This window comes from Chitinophaga sp. XS-30 (genome assembly GCF_008086345.1).
Classification (GTDB): domain Bacteria; phylum Bacteroidota; class Bacteroidia; order Chitinophagales; family Chitinophagaceae; genus Chitinophaga.
The window spans coordinates 1,521,410-1,541,236 of record NZ_CP043006.1 but is presented as its reverse complement, the minus strand read 5'-3'; the positions used below and the strand labels follow the sequence as shown (position 1 = coordinate 1,541,236).

Below are 19,827 nucleotides of genomic sequence, written 5' to 3'. Positions count from 1 at the left end.
CTAATTTATCCTTCTCATGGTCTTTCTTGTTGTTATTATAATCCTGGCCTTTATTTTTGATTATATCAACGGTTTTCATGATGCAGCCAATTCTATTGCCACCATCGTGTCTACCAAGGTGCTCACACCCTTCCAGGCGGTATTGTGGGCGGCCCTCTTCAATTTTGCGGCCTTTTTTGTGTCCAAGTATATTTATGGCGAATTCAAGGTGGGCAATACCATTGCCAAGTCCGTATTTGAACAGTTTATCACCCTTAAAGTGATCTTTTCCGGCCTGATCGCGGCCATTTCCTGGAACCTGCTGACCTGGTGGTACGGCATCCCCTCCAGCTCCTCCCATACCCTGATCGGAGGATTCATCGGGGCAGCTGTAGCCAATGCCGGCGGGTCTTTCGATGTGATCAACTACGCCAAAGTATTGCCTACCGTATATTTCATTGTACTGGCTCCTTTTATAGGCATGGTGGTAGCCTTTGTGATCACCGTGCTGATCGTGAACATCTGTAAAAAAGGCAATCCCTACCGGGCGGAAAGCTGGTTCAAACGTCTGCAGCTGGTGTCTTCAGCGGCCTTCAGTCTCGGTCACGGCGGTAACGATGCCCAGAAAGTGATGGGTATCATTGCAGCGGCCATGGTGGCTCAGGGCAGCATCGGCAATCTGAAGGACGTACCGGACTGGGTGCCTTTCTCCTGCTTTATCGCCATAGGCCTGGGTACGCTCAGCGGTGGCTGGAAGATCGTGAAAACCATGGGCACCCGCATCACCAAGGTAACCCCGCTGGAAGGTGTGAGCGCGGAAACAGCCGGTGCTGTTACCCTCTACCTCACGGAAAGCTTTGGTATCCCCGTGAGCACCACCCATACTATTACCGGCGCCATCATCGGGGTGGGTGCTACCAAAAGGCTCTCCGCCGTTCGCTGGGGCGTTACCGTGAACCTGCTCTGGGCATGGATACTCACTATTCCCATCAGCGCATTGCTGGCAGCAGGGGTGTATTTCATTGTAGACCTCTTCATATAATAATCACTTCATACGAGGCTGACAGCACAAGCCCGCCAATTCCGGCATCCTGCTTGTGCTGTCAGCCTTTTTTTCTGCCGTTTGAACCCTGTTTACCGCCAAACACCGTTAATTTTATGCGTATCTGCTAATTTTTTTGCGCATTACTAGGACAAATAGCCCACCTCCCCTATTTTTGTGCCTCCAAAACTCGCTTTTATTCATGAAGGGAATTATTCTCGCCGGAGGGTCCGGAACGCGCCTGCATCCGATTACCTACGCCATCAGCAAACAGATCATGCCGGTGTACGACAAACCGATGATCTACTACCCCCTGAGCACGCTGATGCTGGCAGGTATCCGGGAGATCCTGATCATCAGCACCCCTCATGACCTTCCCGCTTTCCAGCGGCTGTTCGGGGACGGCAGCCAGTTCGGCCTGCAGCTCTCTTATGCGGAGCAGGCGGTGCCAAACGGACTGGCCCAGGCTTTCGTGATCGGGAAAGATTTCATCGGCAACGACAATGTGGCCCTGGTACTGGGGGACAATATATTCTACGGCGCGGGCCTCGGCACGCAGCTGGCCAATAACGTCAACCCTGATGGCGGCATCGTATATGCGTACCAGGTATCCGACCCGGAGCGTTACGGCGTAGTGGAGTTCGATGCGGACATGAAAGCCGTGTCCATCGAAGAGAAACCGGAAAAGCCCAAATCATCCTTTGCCGTGCCGGGACTCTATTTTTACGATAATGAAGTAGTGAACATCGCCCGGGACCTGCAGCCCAGCCCGCGCGGGGAATACGAGATCACAGATGTGAACAGGGAATACCTCCGCAGGGGCAACCTTAAAGTTTCCATCCTGCCACGCGGCACCGCCTGGCTGGATACCGGCACTTTCGACTCGCTCATGCAGGCCTCCCAGTTCGTACAGGTGATCGAACAACGGCAGGGCATCAAGATCGCATGCATAGAAGAGATCGCTTACAGAAAAGGGTTCATTGATAAGGCACAGCTGGAAAAACTGGCCAAACCGCTCGTAAAAAGCGGGTACGGACAGTACCTGATGAACCTGATCAGATAACCGGCCCGTTCAGCACGCAGCCGGAGCGGACGATATCATAAGGAATACGATTACATTTACCTCATATAATCTAACTGATAAAAAATGCAAAAAGTCCTCGTCACCGGCGGGTGTGGATACATCGGGTCCCATACCATCGTAGATCTGATCAATCATGGATTTGAAGTAGTATCCGTAGACAGCAATATCCGCAGCTCTACGCAGTTGCTGGAAGGGGTGGAAAAGATCACCGGTAAAAAAGTGCGCAACTACAAAGTGGACCTTTGCAACCTGGAGGATACCCATGCGGTTTTCCACGAGAACAGGGATATCATCGGTGTGATCCATTTTGCAGCGCTCAAAAGCGTAGGGGAATCCGTAAATGATCCCCTGTACTACTTTCAGAACAACATTACCTCCCTGGTGAATGTGCTGAAATGCATCAAGGAATTCAACATCCCCAATTTTGTGTTCTCCTCCTCCTGTTCCGTGTACGGCAATGCGGAAGCTTTGCCCGTGGTGGAAGAAACCCCGCTCGGCGAAGCCCAGTCCCCATACGCCCGCACCAAGCAGATGGGTGAACAGATCATTGAGGACTACAGCCGGGTGAACAGCACTAAAAGCATCCTGCTGCGTTATTTCAACCCCGTAGGCGCGCATCCTTCCGCACTGATCGGGGAGCTGCCGCTGGGCAAGCCGGACAATCTCGTGCCGGTGATCACGCAGGTGGCTATCGGCAAACTGCCTAAAATGACCGTTTTCGGCACCAATTACCCTACGCGCGACGGTTCCTGCATCCGCGATTACATCCATGTGATGGACATTGCCAATGCCCATACCAAAGCGCTCCAGTATCTGCTGGAAAGCCGCAATACGGAGAACTGCGAGGTGCTCAACCTCGGCACAGGCAATGGTGTAACAGTGCTGGAAGCCATCCAGGCATTCGAAAAGGTATCCGGCCTCAAACTGAACTATGAGCTGGGTGAAGGCCGCCCCGGGGATGTGATCGCCATCTACGCCAACAATACCAAAGCCCGGGAAAAACTGGGCTGGGTGCCGGAATCCGGTATCGAAGACATGATGCGCACAGCCTGGCAATGGGAAGTAGCGCTGCGCGACAGGGTTTTGAACAATTAATTTTTTTATTTTACTAGCTTTGCGGCACAAATCTCAGGCATAATGGTAAAAGACATACAAGTACTGAATGAAAAGGAAACCCGCGGCGGATTCGGCGAGGGCATCCTGGAAGCGGGTCGCAGGAACCCGAACGTCATCGCGCTGACAGCAGACCTGCTGGGCTCCATGAAGCTCCAGGCCTTTATCAAGGAATTTCCCGACCGCTTTGTTCAATGCGGTATTGCAGAAGCCAATATGATCGGTGTGGCCGCGGGCCTTACCATCGGCGGCAAAATACCTTACACCACTACTTTTGCCAACTTCTCCACCGGCCGCGTATATGACCAGATCCGCCAGTCAGTTGCCTATTCCGGCAAAAATGTGAAGATCTGCGCATCCCATGCCGGCCTTACCCTCGGTGAGGACGGGGCTACGCACCAGATCCTGGAAGACATCGGTATGATGAAGATGCTCCCCGGGATGACCGTGATCGTGCCTTGTGATTTCAACCAGACCAAAGCAGCCACCATAGCTATTGCTGACTATGAAGGTCCCGTATATCTCCGTTTTGGCCGTCCGAAATGGCCCAACTTCACCCCGGAAGACCAGCCATTCGAGATCGGAAAGGCCCAGGTGCTCAGCGAAGGAACGGACGTTACCCTCTTTGCCTGCGGGCACCTCGTATGGAAATGCGTGGAAGCCGGCCGCATCCTGGAAGAACAGGGTTACAGCGTAGAACTGATCAACATCCACACCATCAAGCCGCTGGATGAAGAGGCCATCCTCAAATCCATCACCAAAACCGGCTGCGCCGTTACCGCGGAAGAACATAATGTGCTCGGCGGTTTGGGAGACAGCGTGGCACAGGTAGCCGCACGCCATATGCCCATCCCCATCGAATACATCGGCACAAAAGATACTTTCGGGGAAAGCGGCACGCCATTGGAACTGCTGAAAAAATACGGGCTGGATACTCCCCAGATCGTAGAAGCAGCCCTCAAGGCCATGGCCCGGAAGAAAAGTTAAATTTTACAGGCGATTAAACCTTTTACAATAAAAACCATCTCAATGATGGTTTTTCTTTTTCAAGGGAGCTTGTATCCATGGAATTTGATATATTTAACAAATGCTTATTCCACCGGGGATCTGTCTTTTTCACTGTCTACCCATTTATGGCTGTATCGCAAGAAGATAACGAACTACTGTCGCTATACAGGCAGCCTGAAACAAAAGAAAAGGGATTTACGCTGATCATGCGGAAGTACCAGGAAAGGTTGTATTGGCATATCAGGCGCCTGGTCATCGATCATGAGGATGCAAACGATGTATTGCAGAATATGTTCATTAAGGTCTGGAAGAGCCTCGGGAACTTCCGGGAGGATGCCCGCCTTTATACCTGGTTGTACAAGATCGCCACGAATGAGTGCCTCACTTTCCTGGAGCAGCAGAAGCGGAAGGCCGCCATTTCCCTCTCGGACGTGGAGTCCGGCCTGAGCAATAAACTTCAGGCAGACAGCCATTTCGACGCCGGAAAGATCGAATGGAAGCTGCAAAAAGCGATCCTTTCACTGCCGGAGAAACAGCGGGCGGTCTTCTCCCTCAGGTATTATGAGGAAATGCCCTATGAAGAGATGAGCCATGTGCTTGATACATCGGAAGGGGCGCTGAAAGCTTCCTACCATCATGCCGTGAAAAAAGTGGAAGAATTCATGAAGAACGCTGATTTAAACCATTGACGACAATTGCCGTCTTATTTATATGAACAAAGGGAATGATATCGGAAAGGAATTACGGGAGATCGCTCCGGGGCTTGATGCGCTGGGCCCGGCTCCTGAATTCGATGTGCCGGGCGAATATTTTGAGGATTTCCCGGGCAAAATGATGGCACAGATCCGTGCCATGGAAAAAAAAGAGGAAATAACCGCCGAACTGGCTGAGTTATCCCCTTTCCTGGCTGCTATTCCCCGCCAGTCGCCTTTCACGGTAGAAGATGGGTATTTTGATGCGCTCACCCGCAACGTGTCTGCACGCAAACTGGAAGCGCCTCCGGGCAGGGTGGTAAAAATGGGCCGCAGGCTTCGCCTGTATAAAAAATGCCTGGTGGCCGCAGCTATTGCCGGCGCCATCAGCATCGGCGCTGTACTGCTTTCCAAACAATTCGGCACAAAATCGCTGGACAAGCAGCTGGCCCAGCTGAGCGACCAGGAGATCATAGATTACCTGCAGTTCCGCACAGATGCTTTCGATACTGAAAATATCTTCGCCAATGCATCAGTGAATGAAGAAACGGTTAATCTTCCGGACATTGCGCTGCCGGAGGAGTTTTCCGCTGAAGAGATCGAAGAAATACTGGAAGATAACTTGTTAAAAGATGTTCCGTTCAACTAAAAATATGAAACCAGGTTTATTGATCCGGCTGTTTTCCGGATTGCTCTGCATCATGCTTTTGCCTGCACAGGTGACCCTGGCGCAGGACAATGCAAAGGAGGCACAATCCAAGCAGGACAAGATCAAGTCACTGGAGATCGCCTATATTTCCAGGGAGCTGGACCTTACGCCGGAAGAGGCGCAGAAATTCTGGCCGCTCTACAACAAATACACCCATGAGGTGAACCAGCTGATCGCCGAACGCAAGCGCAAAACCCAGGAGCTGAAAGGAAAACCCCGCACAGATGATAAAGTAGCGGCAGCTGCGCTGGACAAAGAACTGGGATATGAAAGGAAGATGCTGGATATCAAGACGCGCTACAAACAGGAATTCCTGAAAGCCATCCCCGCCCGCAAAGTAGGCATCCTCTATCGCTCGGAAAGGGAATTCCGGAATATGATGATCCGGCAGATGAAGGAACGCCGGGACAATAAGATGATCAAACGGCAGAACCGGCCCTAGAACTTCGTTGTGGGCAGTTTCGTATCATGATAGAACAGGAAGGTCCAATCCGCTGCCTTGCCCCGCTCCATGAACTCCTGGCGTAATTCCATACTGCGCTTTCCATCGTAATCATATTTCGCCACAAAACGGCTTTTCATCTGCGATATCTGCGGCGCCACATCGCCGCCGAAGAATACTTTATCCTCCCCGTCATCAATAAGGAATACCTGGTGATAAGGGCAATGCCCCCCGGTCATTTCATGGTGGATATACCCGTCAATACTGCCATTCCCATCGGTGATCACCACATTGTCCCGCTTCGCCAACAGGTCGATTTCAGCCTTCAGGTAAGATTTACCGTCATTCGCAAAAGCATATTCCAGTTCCTCCCGGTTCACATAATACGTGGCATGGGGGAAACTCAGGGAGCGTTCACCGGTCACCGGGTCTTCCACGCTGATACCACCGGCATGATCTTTATGCAGATGGCTCATCAGTACTTTGGTGACTTCCATAGGGTTGATGCCGTTGTTGATCAGGTTCTGGTGCAATTGCAGCACCCCGTCCGCGGTGCGGAAGCCGAGGCCGGTATCCAGCAGGAGGATATCGCGGTCCGTGATCACCAGGAAAGGCTGGATCTCCACGAGCAAAGAACCGCTGTTACGGTCTTTCAGGGAATCTTGCTGTTCATCGAAGGGAACGAAGCTTTTGGTGCCGTCTACTGTAAAACTGCCTTCAGACAGGGGAATAATGCGAGCCATGCGGCAAAAGTACGGCTTTATCGTAAAACCATCTGCCTGTCCGCATCCAGCCGCAGCATAATAAATATCAGCATGGTAAAGGTCATCAGCGAAGAGCCGCCGTAACTCACGAGGGGCAGCGGAATACCGATCACCGGGGCTAAGCCGATGGTCATGGATATATTGATGGAAAGATGCAAAAAGATAATGCTGGCTACCCCGTACGCATATACGCGGCTGAAAGTGGACCGTTGCCGTTCCGCCACCTGGATGATCCGGAAGAGCAGGGCTACATAAATGGCCAGGAAGAGGAAACTGCCGGCGAAGCCGAAATCTTCGCCTATGGTGCAGAAGATGAAATCCGTACTTTGTTCCGGCACAAAATCAAACCGGGTCTGTGTGCCTTTGAGATACCCTTTGCCCCAGAATCCCCCGGAGCCGATGGCAATCATGCTCTGGCGGGTGTTGTAAGTAGCCTCGGGATCGTTCTCCTTGCCCAGCATCACCTCAATGCGGCGCACGTGGTAATTTTTCAGCACTTTAGTGAAGATGAAAGGCACTATGAACATTACAAATCCCGAACAAAAAGCCCATATCGTCAATATCAGCACCATCCTGGACCGTTTGCGCCGGATCTCCCGCCGGCTGAAATAGATCACCAGTGCGGCAATGCCCGAGAATATGTACAACAGGATAAACTTGTCTACCAGCAGGGCCGACAGTACGAGGATGACCACAGAAAAGGCGATGACCAGCAGAATACCTGGCAGGCCTTCACGGAACATCACCAGGAAGAAAGCCAGGTACACCAGCGCCAGGCCGGTTTCATTCTGCAGAATGATGATCCCAAAGGGGAAAAGCACCATGGCAGCCGCGATCAACCGGGAACGCAACTTGCTGAAATCCGTTTCAAGCGATGACAGGTATTTTGCCAGCGCGAGGTTCGTACAGAGCTTGGTGAGCTCCGCCGGCTGGAAACGGAAACCGCCCAGCTCCAGCCAGGAGTTGGAGCCTTTCACGCCGGTCCCCATGGCGAGCACCAGCAATAAAAGCAATATCCCGAAGGCATACAACAGATTGGCCGTTGCCGTGAAGAATTTACTGTCCGTCAGCCAGATGCCCGCCGCCAGTACCATAGACACCGCGAACCAGAGCGCCTGCCGGGCCCAGTTCTTGTTCTGCCCCAGGAGGTTCCGGATGATATCATCCCCTTCCCGGTATTCCGCCGCAAAGATGGCCATTATCCCGATCAGCACCAGTGCAAGGTACATCCCGAATATGGGCCAGTCGATTCCTGCTGTCAGCTTCGCTTGTGAGCGGTTCATTTGTCGGTTATTTTGAGATGATCTTGTTCAACAGGTCTTCTCCCACGGTTACGCCGTAATTCACACTGTTCAACGAATCAAGTTTCGATTTTGCTTTCATTTCAGGCGACATGGTAGTGGCCTCCAACATCCGTTGAAGAACGGGCCTGCGTTTCGCCGAAATTGAATCCGTCAGGTATTTTTCCATCAGGATGCTGGCGATAGGTACCGCGTACGTTGTACTGAAGCCGGAATTCTCCACGATCACTGCAATCGCTATCTTCGGATTGTCCCGCGGTGCGAAACCTACAAACAAAGAGTGATCCTTCAGTTTTTCGATCTTCCCGTTGATCCTGGCTTTGTTTTCCGCAGTACCGGTTTTGCCGCATACGATAATTCCGTCAATGGCCGCTCCGCGTGCTGTGCCTTGTGTTACCACATCTTCCAGTCCCAGCACCACTGAATTGAATGCCTCGTCGGAAATATGCGCTACCTGGTGTTGCTCTTTGTACTTATGCAAGATGTCTGAATTATCCCCATCGATACTCTCTACAAAGTGCGGGATATAATAATGCCCCCGGTTAGCGATGATGCACATGGCATTTGCCAGTTGCAGAGGCGTAACGCCCAACAGCCCCTGGCCCATCCCCACGTACATTTCGGAACAGGAATTCCATAAATTATTATATCGCCTGTTCATTCGGGCCGTATCCGGTATAATACCGCCCAGCTCACTCGGGATATCTATTCCGAGACGATGTCCGAAGCCCATGGCTTCTAAATATTCCGTCCACTTCGCCTGCCCTTTCATGACGCCTCCCCATTTGCCTGCATCAACAGACAGCCGGTACACATGCATGAAATAGGAGTTGCACGAGTTGGCGAGGGCCAGCCGTATATTGGCCGCATGGCCGAAATTGCTGTGCAGGCAACGGCTGAAACGGCCACATAACCCATATCCGCCGAGGCAGTTGAACCCGAAAGAAGGCGTGATCACGCCCATTTCCAGGCCGATCAGGCCCGTAATAGGCTTGAATGTTGAACCGGGTGGATAAGCGGCCTGAATAGCACGGTTGTACAGCGGCTTCGTCGTATCTACATACAATTTGTTGAAGTTCTTTGCCCGGAAGGAGCCGGACAGCAGATTCGGGTCAAAGGAAGGACCGCTGACCATGGCCAGGATACCGCCGGTTTGCGGATCGATAGCGACGATACTGCCTACCTTGCCCCTCATCAATCTTTCTCCCAGCACCTGCAGTTCGATATCCAGCGCGAGCCGCAGGTTTTTTCCGGCGATGGCGACCGTATCGAACTCCCCGTTCTCCAATGAGCCCTGCGGGCGGTTCAGGTTATCTTTCATGAGGTACTGGATACCCCGCTGCCCCATTAAAATGCTCTCATATGTTTTCTCCAGCCCGGTTGCGCCGATGTAATCGCCCTGGTGATAAGCGCTGTAGGCGCCGGAAGGATCTTTCAGCAACTGCGGGGATATTTCGCTGATATACCCGAGGAAATTCGCTCCCACACCATAGGGGTAGGACCGCACCGGCCGCAGTACCAGTTCAAACCCCGGCTGAAAGCGGTGCATGCTCTCCTGCAGGCGTCCATACATCTCCGGCGTGAGCAGGGAAGCGAAAACGGACTGGCGTACACGGCCATTCCTGACGATAGCATCAACAATACGTTTATGGAACTCTTCCCCGTCAATTCCCAATATATCGCAGAGATAGGCGGTATCGATCTTTTTTACATTGGAAGGCGTCACCACCAGGTCGTACATCGCTTCATTCCGCAAAATACTCCGCCCGTTCCGGTCATAAATAATGCCGCGGCTGGGATAGATCACCTTCTTCAATACGGCATTGGCATCCGCCAGCTTGGAATATTTCGTTTCGATGACCTGCAAAAAAAACAGCCTCACCACGATGAGCGACACCATGCCAAGGATGATCAACTGGATAATTCTCTTTCTGGGCTGATTGTAAACAGACATGCAGGTTCCTGAATTAATGTCATAATATACTTATTTCCTGCTAAAGAACAACAACTCATATATCAGCACAAGAAAGAGGCTGACCGCTGTGGATAACAGGATCTTGATCAACAGGTACAGGGGATCAGCGAAACTGAAAACGGACAGGCAGAAATATACGATGTTGTGCAACAGAACAAGGATAGACACGTAAATAGCAAATTGGGAAGTGCCCATGCTGGTCACGGACGGGGTGCGCTGGATCACCTCAAAGCCACCCTGCGGGGAGAGGATATTGAGAATGAAAGGGCGCAGATAGGCGATGAACACACAGGCTGCCGCATGCAGGCCCATCGTGTCCGAGAACATATCCAGCGTAAGGCCAAGGAACAGGCCCAGCAACTGCACGGCGGGCCGGGGCAGGTTGAAAGGCAGCAGCAGGATGAAAAGCATGTACAGGTACGGGTTCACCAGCTGATGTATCAATATCTGATCCAGCACCAGCACCTGGAACAGGATCAGCAGTATGAAACGGATGATATTTTTTAACAGTAAGCTCATTTTAGCAGGTTGCGTGTTGAATCTTCCAGTTTCGTCTGCTCATCACGCAGCAGATTTTCGATCACATACACATATTGCAGGTTATAAAAGTTCGTCGCCAGTTTCAGCCGGATACTGTAAGAGGTGCTGGACCGGTCGGACACCCGGAAGGTATCGATGTACCCGATGGGAATATCTTCCGGGAAGAATGCGGAGAAACCGCTGGTAACGATCGTATCTCCTTTTTGCAGGATGGCGCTGCGCGGGATGTCCTTCATTTGTGCATAGGCCGCATTGTCGCCGTCCCAGTACACCGTGCCGATCTCGCCGGAACGGCGCAGCCTGGCGCTGACACCGAAGTTGGAAGTAGCCGAAGCGGATGATTTGTAGAGCAGGGATACCACTACCGCATAGTTCTCACTAACGCTCCGCACCACGCCTACGATGCCCGTAGAGCTGACCACGCCCATGTTCTGCCGGATGCCGTGCTTGCTTCCCCGGCGGATGGTAACGGTATTGATCTCCCGGTTCACGGAATTGTTGATCACTTTGGCTTCGCGATAAAGGAATTTGCGGGCCTCAACACCCAGCAGCCTGCGGGCGGAATCATTGCTGAACCGCCGGAGGGTATCGAACCGGACCGTGCTGCCGGTATCGGCCGCGGAAAAACTCGAAAGCAGCTCGTTCCGCAGTATGGTGTTCTCTTTGACGAGACTGTCGTTCGTGGTCTGCAGGTGGAAATAGTAGGTGACATCGTTGTACCGGGAATACAACCTGCCGCTGAGGTTGTTGGCAGAGTTGAGGTACACCGTGCGTTGAAAGTTATTATGCCGGAATACGAAAATAAAGCAGATCACTTCCAGCAGCAGAAACAGAAAGAAGTTGAAATACCGCCTTAAAAAAATGATCAGGTTTCGCACTTGATTCGAATGTAAGGATTCCGGGTAAACGGCAGGCCCCGGGTGTGCGGGGCCGTACCAGTATTTTTATTGCATCAGGAAAGGATATTTGCCGATATGTTTCAGGGCGATGCCGGTTCCTCTCACCACGGCGCGTAACGGATCGTCCGCAACGTGCACAGGCAGTTTGATCTTCTGGGAAAGGCGTTTGTCCAGCCCCCGGAGCAGGGCGCCGCCACCGGTAAGGTACAGGCCGCGGCGGTAAATATCGGATGCCAGCTCGGGCGGTGTTGTTTCCAGCGCTTTCAGAATGGCTTCTTCTATCTTGAAGATGGATTTGTCCAGGGCTTCCGCGATCTCCTGGTAGGAGACCATGATCTGTTTGGGTATGCCGGTTACAAGGTCACGGCCGTTAACGGGTATCTCATCCGGCGGATTGTCCAGTTCCTTCAGTGCGGAACCGATCTGTATCTTGATCTGCTCTGCTGTTCTCTCACCAATGAGCAGGCTATGGTAGCGGCGCAGCGCTTCCATGATATCCGCTGTGAATTCATCGCCCGCGATACGGATGCTCTGATCGCAAACAATACCCGCCAGGGCGATCACGGAGATGCCGGTGGTACCGCCTCCGATATCGATGATCATATTACCTACGGGTTCTTCCACATCTATGCCTATACCGAGGGCAGCCGCCATCGGCTCATGGATCAGGTACACTTCCTTTGCGCCCGCCTGTTCCGCGGAATCGCGCACTGCACGTTTCTCCACTTCCGTGATGCTGGAAGGGATACAGATCACCATTCTCCAGCTGGGCGCAAACAGGGGCTTCTTGGGATATATCATTTTGATCAGCTCCCGGATCATGCCTTCCGCAGCATTGAAGTCCGCGATCACACCGTCCTTCAGCGGGCGGATGGTACGCAGGTACTCATGCGTCTTCTCGTGCATCATCATCGCCTTTTTGCCCACAGCAACGATCTTGCCACTGGCTCTTTCTATAGCCACAATGGAAGGTTCGTCCACAACCACCTGATCATTGTGAATGATCAGCGTGTTGGCGGTTCCAAGGTCTATTGCAATCTCCTGAGTTAAAAAGTTAAAGAAGCCCATTGTTTGATACGGTCAAAAATATTTGAATACAAAAATGAATAATTCTAACGAATATACGATGCAATTATCGGATTTTTCAAGCAGGTACGCGAATTAAATGCCACAGCTGCAACATGCGTTTTTTATCTATCCCTGATCCCTCTACGAAGTTCATCAGCTAATGAACTCATATCCAATATCTCTCCTGTAGTACTTGCCCTCGAACTGAATGTCTTCTGCCGTCTGTCTGGAGTGAGCGAGCGCTATCCGCAAATCGCCTGCCAAAGATGTAACGGTCATCACCCGGCCGCCATTCGTCAGCACTTTATTATCAGCCGCCCTGGTGCCTGCATGGAATACCAGCTGGTCTTTCGCCGGCAATGGTATGCCGGTGATCTCCCTGCCTTTCTCATAGGCTTCCGGATAACCTTTGCTGACCAGCATGACCGTTGCCGCAGCGCGCGGGTCTTCCGCTATCTGCATGGTATCCAGCCGTTCCTGCTGCACCGCGGTGAACAACTCCGGCAGATCGTTCTGCAGGCGCGGGATCACTACTTCCGTTTCCGGGTCCCCCATCCTGCAGTTATATTCGATCACAAATGGTTCACCCTCCACATTGATCAGCCCGAAGAAAATAAAGCCCTGATAGATAATGCCTTCTTTGCGCAATCCCTCAACTGTAGGGCGGATAATGGTATTTTCCACTTTCTCCATGAAGGCGTCAGTCGCAAAAGGCACCGGGGATACCGCGCCCATGCCACCGGTGTTCAGGCCGGTGTCTCCTTCTCCGATACGTTTATAATCCTTTGCCGTAGGCAATATCTTATAGTTTTTGCCATCTGTCAGCACAAAAACGGAAAGCTCGATCCCGGTAAGGAACTGCTCTATGACCACTTTCCTGCCGGCATCCCCGAACTTGGCCGATTTGATCATGCCTTCAAATTCCGCTGCCGCTTCCTCATAAGCAGAGGTGATCACCACCCCCTTGCCTGCCGCCAGGCCGTCTGCCTTCAGCACGATGGGCACGGGATGCTGCAGGAGGTAAGCCAGGCCTTCCTCGAAGCTGCTGTCGTCAAATTCACGATAGGAGGCGGTAGGAATATGGTGACGTTGCATGAACTGCTTGGCAAAAGCCTTGCTGCCTTCCAGCTGCGCGCCTTCTTTGGAAGGGCCGATCACCGGGATATGCCGCAGGGCGTCATCCGACTTGAAGAAATCATAAATGCCCAGTACCAGCGGTTCTTCGGAACCCGGCACCAGCATATCTATCTGATGATCGATGCAAAACGACCTGATCTGCTCAAAATCATTCACGGCGATGTTCACATTCGTGCCATGCGCCGCCGTGCCCGCATTTCCGGGGGCAATGTACAACTGCTCACAGGCAGCGCTTTGTGCTATTTTCCATGCCAGGGCGTGTTCCCGGCCACCACTACCTAAAAGTAAAATCTTCATAATGGATTGAAAAGTAATAACATGAGGGGATCCCGGTTGCAAGGCAACAAAGTTGCAAACGGAAAATTTTTTGCAAAGTAAACCCAAAAAAGCCAGTTTTTTCACCGGGATACCTGATTTTCTTTATATTGCCGCATTTATTTTCACAGAAACTGCTTATCAAAGAGAAATCAACTAAATCAAACTAACCATTTATGAATGCGAAGCTAGCATCAACAGGCCATCCGAAGGGCTTATACGTATTGTTTACCACGGAAATGTGGGAACGTTTCAATTATTACGGCATGAGAGCTATTCTCGTGCTTTTCCTTACCAAAGCCCTGGCTTTTGACAAAGCGTTTGCTTCAAGTTTATACGGCAGCTACACCAGCCTTTCCTATCTCACCCCGCTGATCGGCGGCTTCGTGGCAGACAGGTACTGGGGCAACCGTCGGTCTATCATCGTCGGCGGCCTGTTGATGGCGCTGGGCGAGTTTATATTATTTGGCTGTGCATCGGTGTACAATACCTCTCCGGACCTTTCCACCTTTCTGTTCTTTACCGGTCTGGGCGTGATCATTGCGGGGAATGGCTTCTTCAAGCCGAACATTTCCTCCATGGTGGGTCAGCTTTATAATCCGGGTGACCGGCGGATAGATGCCGCATATACCATCTTTTATATGGGTATCAATGTGGGTGGCGCCCTGGGGCCTGCTATCTGCGGCGCTGTAGGCGACACCGGCAATCCCGCTGATTTCAAATGGTCGTTCCTGGCAGCAGGTATCGGCATGCTGCTGAGCGTGATCACCTTCCGCTGGCTGAAAGACCATTACCTCCGCCGTCCGGATGGCACCCCGCTTGGCACTCCTCCTGCAGATGCCAAACAAGGCAAGGCCGTTCTGGTGTATATCGGCCTTTTCGTAATGTCCTGCGCCATGGTAGGCATGCTGTACACAGACGCCCGCGTGGTCCCCTTCCTTACCTACCTGTTGCTCCTGGCGGTGCTGGCTATCGCCGTCATGATCTTCACCGATAAAAAACTGACGATACCCGAAAAGAAAAAAGTAGCCGTGATATTCATCGTCGCCTTTTTCGTGATCTTCTTCTGGACCGCATTCGAACAAGCCGGCGCTTCCCTTACTTTCTTTGCCGATGAACAAACCAACCGCGAACTGAACCTAAACATCCCGACCTGGCTTGTTTCCATTCTTTCCGCCGGTTTCCTGTACCTGATGTTCAAGACTTTCAAAAGCGCGCACAAGAACCTGCAGGAAGACCCCAAGGGCGTAAGGGTGATCATTTACCTGCTGCTCGCCGCTGCATCAGCTTATGTGGTTTACCTGAATATCTCCCTGTTGACAGGTGATCAGGGCAATATCATCCTTAAAGAATTGCCTGCCAGCACCTTCCAATCCCTCAACTCGATCTTTGTGGTGGCCTTTGCCCCGATATTCGCCTTTATCTGGCTGAAGCTCGGGAAATATGAACCCTCTTCCCCCACCAAAATGGCCATCGGCCTCATGCTGCTGGCCGTCGGCTATCTCGTGATCGCCTTCGGGGTAAAAGACGTAGCGCCGGGCACCAAAGTAACGATGATGTTCCTCGTGAGCATGTACGCCTTGCATACCTGGGGCGAGCTTTGCCTTTCCCCCATTGGCCTGGCCCTGGTGAACAAGCTGGCGCCGGCAAAATTCGCATCGCTGCTGATGGCCGTCTGGTTCCTCGCCAATGCCGTAGCCAACAAGCTGGCCGGCGAACTGAGCGCTTTGTACCCGGATGGCAAAACAACCGTTTTCCTGGGTTACCATATGAATAACCATTATGAATTCTTCATGCTCTTTGTAGCGATGGCCGGGATAGCATCCATTATCCTGTTCGCCCTTACCAAGCAGTTACAGAAAATGATGAATGCACAATAACAAAAAATGCGGAGCCGTCAACTCCGCATTTTTTATCTGCACCCCGCTAAAAATCACTATATTTAATATATAAATTAATAAAATCCATCCACCAACAACTTCCTGTATGTCATCCACCAAATTCAAGCCCTTTGTAGCGCCGGAAGTCAAAATGAAAGAACTGACCCTTAAATCCATCCTCCTCGGATGTATTGCAGGCGTGATCTTCGGCGCCGCCACGGTGTACCTGGCCCTCAAGGCGGGACTGACGGTTTCGGCGTCCATACCCATCGCCGTGATCGCCATCACCCTGGGCCGGAAGTTCTTCAAAACCACTATCCTGGAGAATAACATCATTCAGACCACCGGTTCCGCGGGGGAATCCATCGCTGCGGGGGTAGTGTTCACCCTTCCGGGATTCCTGTTCCTCTCCGCTAATGAACTGGGTGTCAGCACCGGAGAAGCTTATTTCGATTACGTTACCATCCTGATACTCGCCATTTTCGGCGGCATTCTCGGCACACTGATGATGATCCCCCTGCGGCGTTCCCTCATCGTGAAAGAGCATGATACCCTGCCATACCCTGAAGGTACCGCCTGCGGCTCCGTGCTCAAAGCCGGCGAAAAAGGCGGCGAATTCGCCAAAACGGCTTTCCTTGGACTTGGCTTTGCCCTGGCTTACGCCCTGTTGCAAAAAGTACTGCATGTGATCGCCGAAGTGCCGACGTTCATGACAAGGCAGGCCAATAAAATTTTCCCCTCCGCAAAGGTCAGCGGCGAGATCACGCCGGAATACCTCGGTGTGGGATACATCATCGGCCCCCGCATCGCCGGGGTGCTGGTGGCTGGTGGGGTGCTGGCCTGGCTTTGCCTGATCCCCCTGCTGGCTTCACTCATTCCGGGAGAGGTGATCGCGGCCCAGCTGGTAAAGCTCGGAATGCTGGCGGACCTTAATACCGCAGGCGGCAGCGGCGGATGGGACCCGGCTACCCGCACTTTCGGGGACTACTCCTCTGCCATCTACCAGGCCTACGTCAAACAGATCGGCGCAGGCGCCGTAGCGGCAGGCGGTTTTATTACCCTCCTGAAAACCATCCCCACCATCGTATCTTCCTTCCGGGACAGCCTCGGGTCACTCAAAGAAAAAAATCAGGCCAATGCCGTGCCCAGAACAGAAAAAGATATCTCTTTCAAAGTGGTGATCTTCGGCAGCATCGCCCTCATTCTGCTGATGGCCTTCCTGCCGCAGCTGCCGGGGGACTCGATCTGGAACAAGCTGCTGATAGGCCTGCTGGTGGTGATCTTCGGCGCCTTCTTCGTAACCGTGAGCAGTCGCATTGTTGGCCTGATCGGCAGCAGCAACAATCCGATTTCGGGCATGACCATCGCTACCATCATGGGCACCTGCCTGATCTTCATTTCCGTGGGATGGACGGGCAAAGTATTCGAACCGATGGCCCTGGTGGTAGGTGGCATGATCTGCATCGCGGCAGCCAACGCCGGCGCCACCTCGCAGGACCTGAAATCAGGATATATCGTGGGTGCCACACCAAAAAACCAGCAAATAGCGTTATTCATCGGAGCGATCGTATCTTCGCTGGTGATCGGGTGGACGGTGCATATACTGGATACGCCGACAGCGGAAATGGCCGCACAGGGCATCAAACATGCTATTGGTACGGAAAAATATGCCGCCCCGCAGGCTACTTTGATGGCGACACTGGTTAAAGGCATATTGTCCTTCAACCTCGACTGGCAGTTTGTGCTGGTGGGCGTATTCATCGCCATTACCCTGGAGCTTTGCGGTGTGAAATCCCTGTCCTTCGCCGTAGGCGCATATCTTCCGCTGGCCACCACGCTCCCCATTTTCATCGGCGGCGCCATCCGCGGGCTGGTGGAATGGAAACAGAAGCGTTCCGGTGTGCAGCTGAGCGCTGAGGAAGAAGAACTGGGCAAGGGCAACCTCTTTGCAACAGGACTGGTAGCTGGCGGCGCCGTAGCCGGTGTGATCGTAGCGATCCTTTCGGTGAACGACAACGTAGCTGGCGGTCTGGCGAAAGTAAATGCGGAACACGGACTGAGCCGTTTCCTGGGAAGCGGCGGTTACCAGTTGCTCGGCGTGCTGTTCTTTGCTGTAATGGGTTACACCCTGTACCGCATCGGCAGACAAAAGCAAACATCGATCGACAAGTTATAGTTATTCATAAAACGGTATTATCCTATGCCAAAGACTTTGCCCATCACAGGCGTGATCGCTTCCCTGCTGCTGCTGGCCGCCTGCAAGTCAGACGAAGATGTGGCGCCACGGCGTAAATTCATCTCCTTTAAAATGGATGACGCAGTAGTGCTATCGGAGCAGACCCATCGCGCCTATTATGCACCCGGCATCCTCACAGATACGGACCCGGACAATGATCATGCGGAGCTGCTGATCACCGGGTACAGCTATCAGAAAGATGTGATCAATATCCGCGTCACCACACCGCTGCCGGCCATCACTCCGGGCGTGTACCGGAACACAACGCCGGGCACTGCCATGCTGATGGAAATGAATCCTTCGTTCGAACTGATCACGGCGGACGATCAGTTCGGAGAACTGACCGTGACCATTCATGAACTGAAAGATTCCGTGGTGGTGGGGCAATTCAACGGCACACTGGTAAGCCTGGATGATGGAAGTCTGAAACAGATCAGGGACGGATATTTTAAAGTCGTGTACAGGAATTATCCCTGACAGGTCTTCTGAAAAAAATCCAGATTATATTGGTCATCGCGATACATCGTGATGACCTTTTTTTTATCTTGATGCTCCCAAACACCGTTAATCTGACTATATGAAGCTGACTGCGATATCCGCCGTAACACTACTGATGATGGCTGCCTGCAATGCGCCTGCCACTAAAAACAATTCCGCCGATTCTACTGATGCCGCTGCTGCCAGCCCATCGAAACTCAACGATTCGCTGCGAAGCGAGATCGCGGCCATTGCAGCCCGCTCCGGCGGCACAATAGGCGCAGGGATCATGAACCTCGATACCCGGGATACCCTCTTCTTCCAGAACGATCCCGTGTACCCGATGCAGAGCGTTTTCAAATTCCCCATCGCCATGGCCATTCTGCATCAGGTAGATGAAGGCAAGCTCAAACTGGACCAGAAGATCTATATCGATAAGAAATGGATGGTCCCGAATACCTGGAGCCCGCTCCGGGATGCTTTCCCTGATGGCAACATTGACCAGACGCTGGCGCAATTGCTGGAATACATGGTATCCCAGAGCGATAACATCGCCTGCGACTTCCTGATAGACCTTGCCGGCGGTGAAGCTGTGATCAATGATTATGTGCATGGCCTTGGCGTAAAAGAGATCGCCATCGTGGCCAGTGAAGCAAAGATGGCAACAGCATGGGATGTACAGTTCACCAATTTCTGCGCCCCTTCCGCCATGGTGCAGCTGCTGGACATCCTCAACAAAGGCACTGCATTGTCAAAGACCAGCAATGATTTTCTGTGGGACATCATGCTCAAAACCAGTACCGGTCCCAAACGTCTCAAGGGCCTGCTGCCGGAAGGCGTGCAGGTTGCCCATAAAACAGGCACCTCCGGCACAAGGGACGGCATTGCCGCCGCCACCAACGATGCCGGCATTATCCTCCTGCCCAATGGCCAGAAACTTGCCGTTGTCGTATATGTGATGAACGCAAAATCCGATGAAGCCACGCGGGAAGCCACTATCGCGCAAATAGCGAAAGCTGCATTCGATAAAGCTGTACGGTAAACGGAAGAGAAGATGTATCAGGAATAACCAAAGGTCCTGCGCATCGCTGAAATAACTACCCATCAGGTACCAGAATAAAAAGAGGGTGTATCGCATTTGATACACCCTCTTGCCGTTTTGCGGA

The 19,827-nt window shown here is 52.4% G+C and carries 18 protein-coding genes; 11 read left to right on the top strand and 7 right to left on the bottom strand.

What is annotated here, in order from left to right:
* Positions 1-16: 16 nt before the first annotated feature.
* The 7 genes from FW415_RS06525 to FW415_RS06495 all read left to right on the top strand — a co-directional run bounded on the left by FW415_RS06525 (position 17) and on the right by FW415_RS06495 (position 6,069).
* Positions 17-1,021, top strand: a complete 1,005-nt coding sequence (locus FW415_RS06525; RefSeq protein ID WP_148383469.1) for an inorganic phosphate transporter — start codon at positions 17-19, stop codon at positions 1,019-1,021.
* Positions 1,022-1,223: 202 nt separating this feature from the next.
* Complete coding sequence (gene rfbA / locus FW415_RS06520) at positions 1,224-2,084, top strand: glucose-1-phosphate thymidylyltransferase RfbA (protein ID WP_148383468.1); 861 nt, start codon at positions 1,224-1,226, stop codon at positions 2,082-2,084.
* A gap of 84 nt (positions 2,085-2,168) precedes the next feature.
* Positions 2,169-3,200 carry a UDP-glucose 4-epimerase GalE gene (gene galE / locus FW415_RS06515; RefSeq protein ID WP_148383467.1) on the top strand — a complete coding sequence of 344 codons (1,032 nt, stop codon included), beginning with the start codon at positions 2,169-2,171 and terminating at the stop codon, positions 3,198-3,200.
* A 42-nt stretch (positions 3,201-3,242) separates the two neighbouring features.
* Positions 3,243-4,205, top strand: a complete 963-nt coding sequence (locus FW415_RS06510; RefSeq protein WP_148383466.1) for a transketolase family protein — start codon at positions 3,243-3,245, stop codon at positions 4,203-4,205.
* Between the two features lie 146 nt (positions 4,206-4,351).
* Positions 4,352-4,915: an RNA polymerase sigma factor gene (locus FW415_RS06505; RefSeq protein ID WP_148383465.1), complete on the top strand. Its 564-nt coding sequence runs from the start codon at positions 4,352-4,354 to the stop codon at positions 4,913-4,915.
* A 22-nt stretch (positions 4,916-4,937) separates the two neighbouring features.
* On the top strand, positions 4,938-5,567 hold the full coding sequence (locus FW415_RS06500) for a hypothetical protein (RefSeq protein ID WP_148383464.1): 630 nt from the start codon (positions 4,938-4,940) through the stop codon (positions 5,565-5,567).
* Positions 5,568-5,571: 4 nt separating this feature from the next.
* Positions 5,572-6,069: a hypothetical protein gene (locus FW415_RS06495; protein ID WP_148383463.1), complete on the top strand. Its 498-nt coding sequence runs from the start codon at positions 5,572-5,574 to the stop codon at positions 6,067-6,069.
* Here FW415_RS06495 and FW415_RS06490 read toward each other — a convergent pair.
* The 7 genes from FW415_RS06490 to purD form a co-directional block, all read right to left on the bottom strand.
* A complete protein-coding gene (locus tag FW415_RS06490) occupies positions 6,066-6,812 on the bottom strand; it encodes an MBL fold metallo-hydrolase (RefSeq protein WP_168208695.1) in 747 nt (248 codons plus the stop codon). The genes FW415_RS06495 and FW415_RS06490 overlap by 4 nt on opposite strands.
* A gap of 17 nt (positions 6,813-6,829) precedes the next feature.
* Positions 6,830-8,116, bottom strand: coding sequence for a rod shape-determining protein RodA (rodA, locus tag FW415_RS06485; protein WP_148383462.1), 1,287 nt, complete (start codon positions 8,114-8,116; stop codon positions 6,830-6,832).
* A 7-nt stretch (positions 8,117-8,123) separates the two neighbouring features.
* Positions 8,124-10,088, bottom strand: a complete 1,965-nt coding sequence (mrdA, locus tag FW415_RS06480) for a penicillin-binding protein 2 (RefSeq protein ID WP_148383461.1) — start codon at positions 10,086-10,088, stop codon at positions 8,124-8,126.
* Positions 10,089-10,118: 30 nt separating this feature from the next.
* A complete protein-coding gene (locus tag FW415_RS06475; protein WP_148383460.1) occupies positions 10,119-10,628 on the bottom strand; it encodes a rod shape-determining protein MreD in 510 nt (169 codons plus the stop codon).
* Positions 10,625-11,527: a rod shape-determining protein MreC gene (gene mreC / locus FW415_RS06470; protein ID WP_148383459.1), complete on the bottom strand. Its 903-nt coding sequence runs from the start codon at positions 11,525-11,527 to the stop codon at positions 10,625-10,627. Before mreC ends, FW415_RS06475 begins: the two co-directional genes overlap by 4 nt.
* A gap of 66 nt (positions 11,528-11,593) precedes the next feature.
* Positions 11,594-12,616: a rod shape-determining protein gene (locus tag FW415_RS06465; protein ID WP_146860025.1), complete on the bottom strand. Its 1,023-nt coding sequence runs from the start codon at positions 12,614-12,616 to the stop codon at positions 11,594-11,596.
* A gap of 153 nt (positions 12,617-12,769) precedes the next feature.
* Positions 12,770-14,050 (bottom strand): phosphoribosylamine--glycine ligase, encoded by a 1,281-nt coding sequence (purD, locus tag FW415_RS06460; RefSeq protein ID WP_148383458.1) that lies wholly within the window; start codon positions 14,048-14,050, stop codon positions 12,770-12,772.
* 194 nt (positions 14,051-14,244) lie between these two features.
* On the opposite strand from purD, the gene FW415_RS06455 reads away from it, so the two are divergent.
* The 4 genes from FW415_RS06455 (at position 14,245) to bla (ending at position 19,703) form a co-directional block, all read left to right on the top strand.
* Positions 14,245-15,948, top strand: coding sequence for a peptide MFS transporter (locus FW415_RS06455; protein ID WP_148383457.1), 1,704 nt, complete (start codon positions 14,245-14,247; stop codon positions 15,946-15,948).
* 106 nt (positions 15,949-16,054) lie between these two features.
* Positions 16,055-18,124 (top strand): OPT family oligopeptide transporter, encoded by a 2,070-nt coding sequence (locus FW415_RS06450; protein ID WP_148383456.1) that lies wholly within the window; start codon positions 16,055-16,057, stop codon positions 18,122-18,124.
* Between the two features lie 24 nt (positions 18,125-18,148).
* Positions 18,149-18,661: a hypothetical protein gene (locus FW415_RS06445; RefSeq protein WP_148383455.1), complete on the top strand. Its 513-nt coding sequence runs from the start codon at positions 18,149-18,151 to the stop codon at positions 18,659-18,661.
* 100 nt (positions 18,662-18,761) lie between these two features.
* A complete protein-coding gene (gene bla / locus FW415_RS06440) occupies positions 18,762-19,703 on the top strand; it encodes a class A beta-lactamase, subclass A2 (RefSeq protein ID WP_148383454.1) in 942 nt (313 codons plus the stop codon).
* The last annotated feature ends 124 nt before the right edge of the window (positions 19,704-19,827 follow it).

What these genes read in the sequence shown, in the direction of transcription:
- FW415_RS06525 (WP_148383469.1), top strand. Translation starts at nt 17, where the DNA reads ATGGTCTTTCTTGTTGTTATTATAATCCTGGCCTTTATTTTTGATTAT.
- rfbA (WP_148383468.1), top strand. Translation starts at nt 1,224, where the DNA reads ATGAAGGGAATTATTCTCGCCGGAGGGTCCGGAACGCGCCTGCATCCG.
- galE (WP_148383467.1), top strand. Translation starts at nt 2,169, where the DNA reads ATGCAAAAAGTCCTCGTCACCGGCGGGTGTGGATACATCGGGTCCCAT.
- FW415_RS06510 (WP_148383466.1), top strand. Translation starts at nt 3,243, where the DNA reads ATGGTAAAAGACATACAAGTACTGAATGAAAAGGAAACCCGCGGCGGA.
- FW415_RS06505 (WP_148383465.1), top strand. Translation starts at nt 4,352, where the DNA reads ATGGCTGTATCGCAAGAAGATAACGAACTACTGTCGCTATACAGGCAG.
- FW415_RS06500 (WP_148383464.1), top strand. Translation starts at nt 4,938, where the DNA reads ATGAACAAAGGGAATGATATCGGAAAGGAATTACGGGAGATCGCTCCG.
- FW415_RS06495 (WP_148383463.1), top strand. Translation starts at nt 5,572, where the DNA reads ATGAAACCAGGTTTATTGATCCGGCTGTTTTCCGGATTGCTCTGCATC.
- FW415_RS06490 (WP_168208695.1), bottom strand. Translation starts at nt 6,812, where the DNA reads ATGGCTCGCATTATTCCCCTGTCTGAAGGCAGTTTTACAGTAGACGGC.
- rodA (WP_148383462.1), bottom strand. Translation starts at nt 8,116, where the DNA reads ATGAACCGCTCACAAGCGAAGCTGACAGCAGGAATCGACTGGCCCATA.
- mrdA (WP_148383461.1), bottom strand. Translation starts at nt 10,088, where the DNA reads ATGTCTGTTTACAATCAGCCCAGAAAGAGAATTATCCAGTTGATCATC.
- FW415_RS06475 (WP_148383460.1), bottom strand. Translation starts at nt 10,628, where the DNA reads ATGAGCTTACTGTTAAAAAATATCATCCGTTTCATACTGCTGATCCTG.
- FW415_RS06465 (WP_146860025.1), bottom strand. Translation starts at nt 12,616, where the DNA reads ATGGGCTTCTTTAACTTTTTAACTCAGGAGATTGCAATAGACCTTGGA.
- purD (WP_148383458.1), bottom strand. Translation starts at nt 14,050, where the DNA reads ATGAAGATTTTACTTTTAGGTAGTGGTGGCCGGGAACACGCCCTGGCA.
- FW415_RS06455 (WP_148383457.1), top strand. Translation starts at nt 14,245, where the DNA reads ATGAATGCGAAGCTAGCATCAACAGGCCATCCGAAGGGCTTATACGTA.
- FW415_RS06450 (WP_148383456.1), top strand. Translation starts at nt 16,055, where the DNA reads ATGTCATCCACCAAATTCAAGCCCTTTGTAGCGCCGGAAGTCAAAATG.
- FW415_RS06445 (WP_148383455.1), top strand. Translation starts at nt 18,149, where the DNA reads ATGCCAAAGACTTTGCCCATCACAGGCGTGATCGCTTCCCTGCTGCTG.
- bla (WP_148383454.1), top strand. Translation starts at nt 18,762, where the DNA reads ATGAAGCTGACTGCGATATCCGCCGTAACACTACTGATGATGGCTGCC.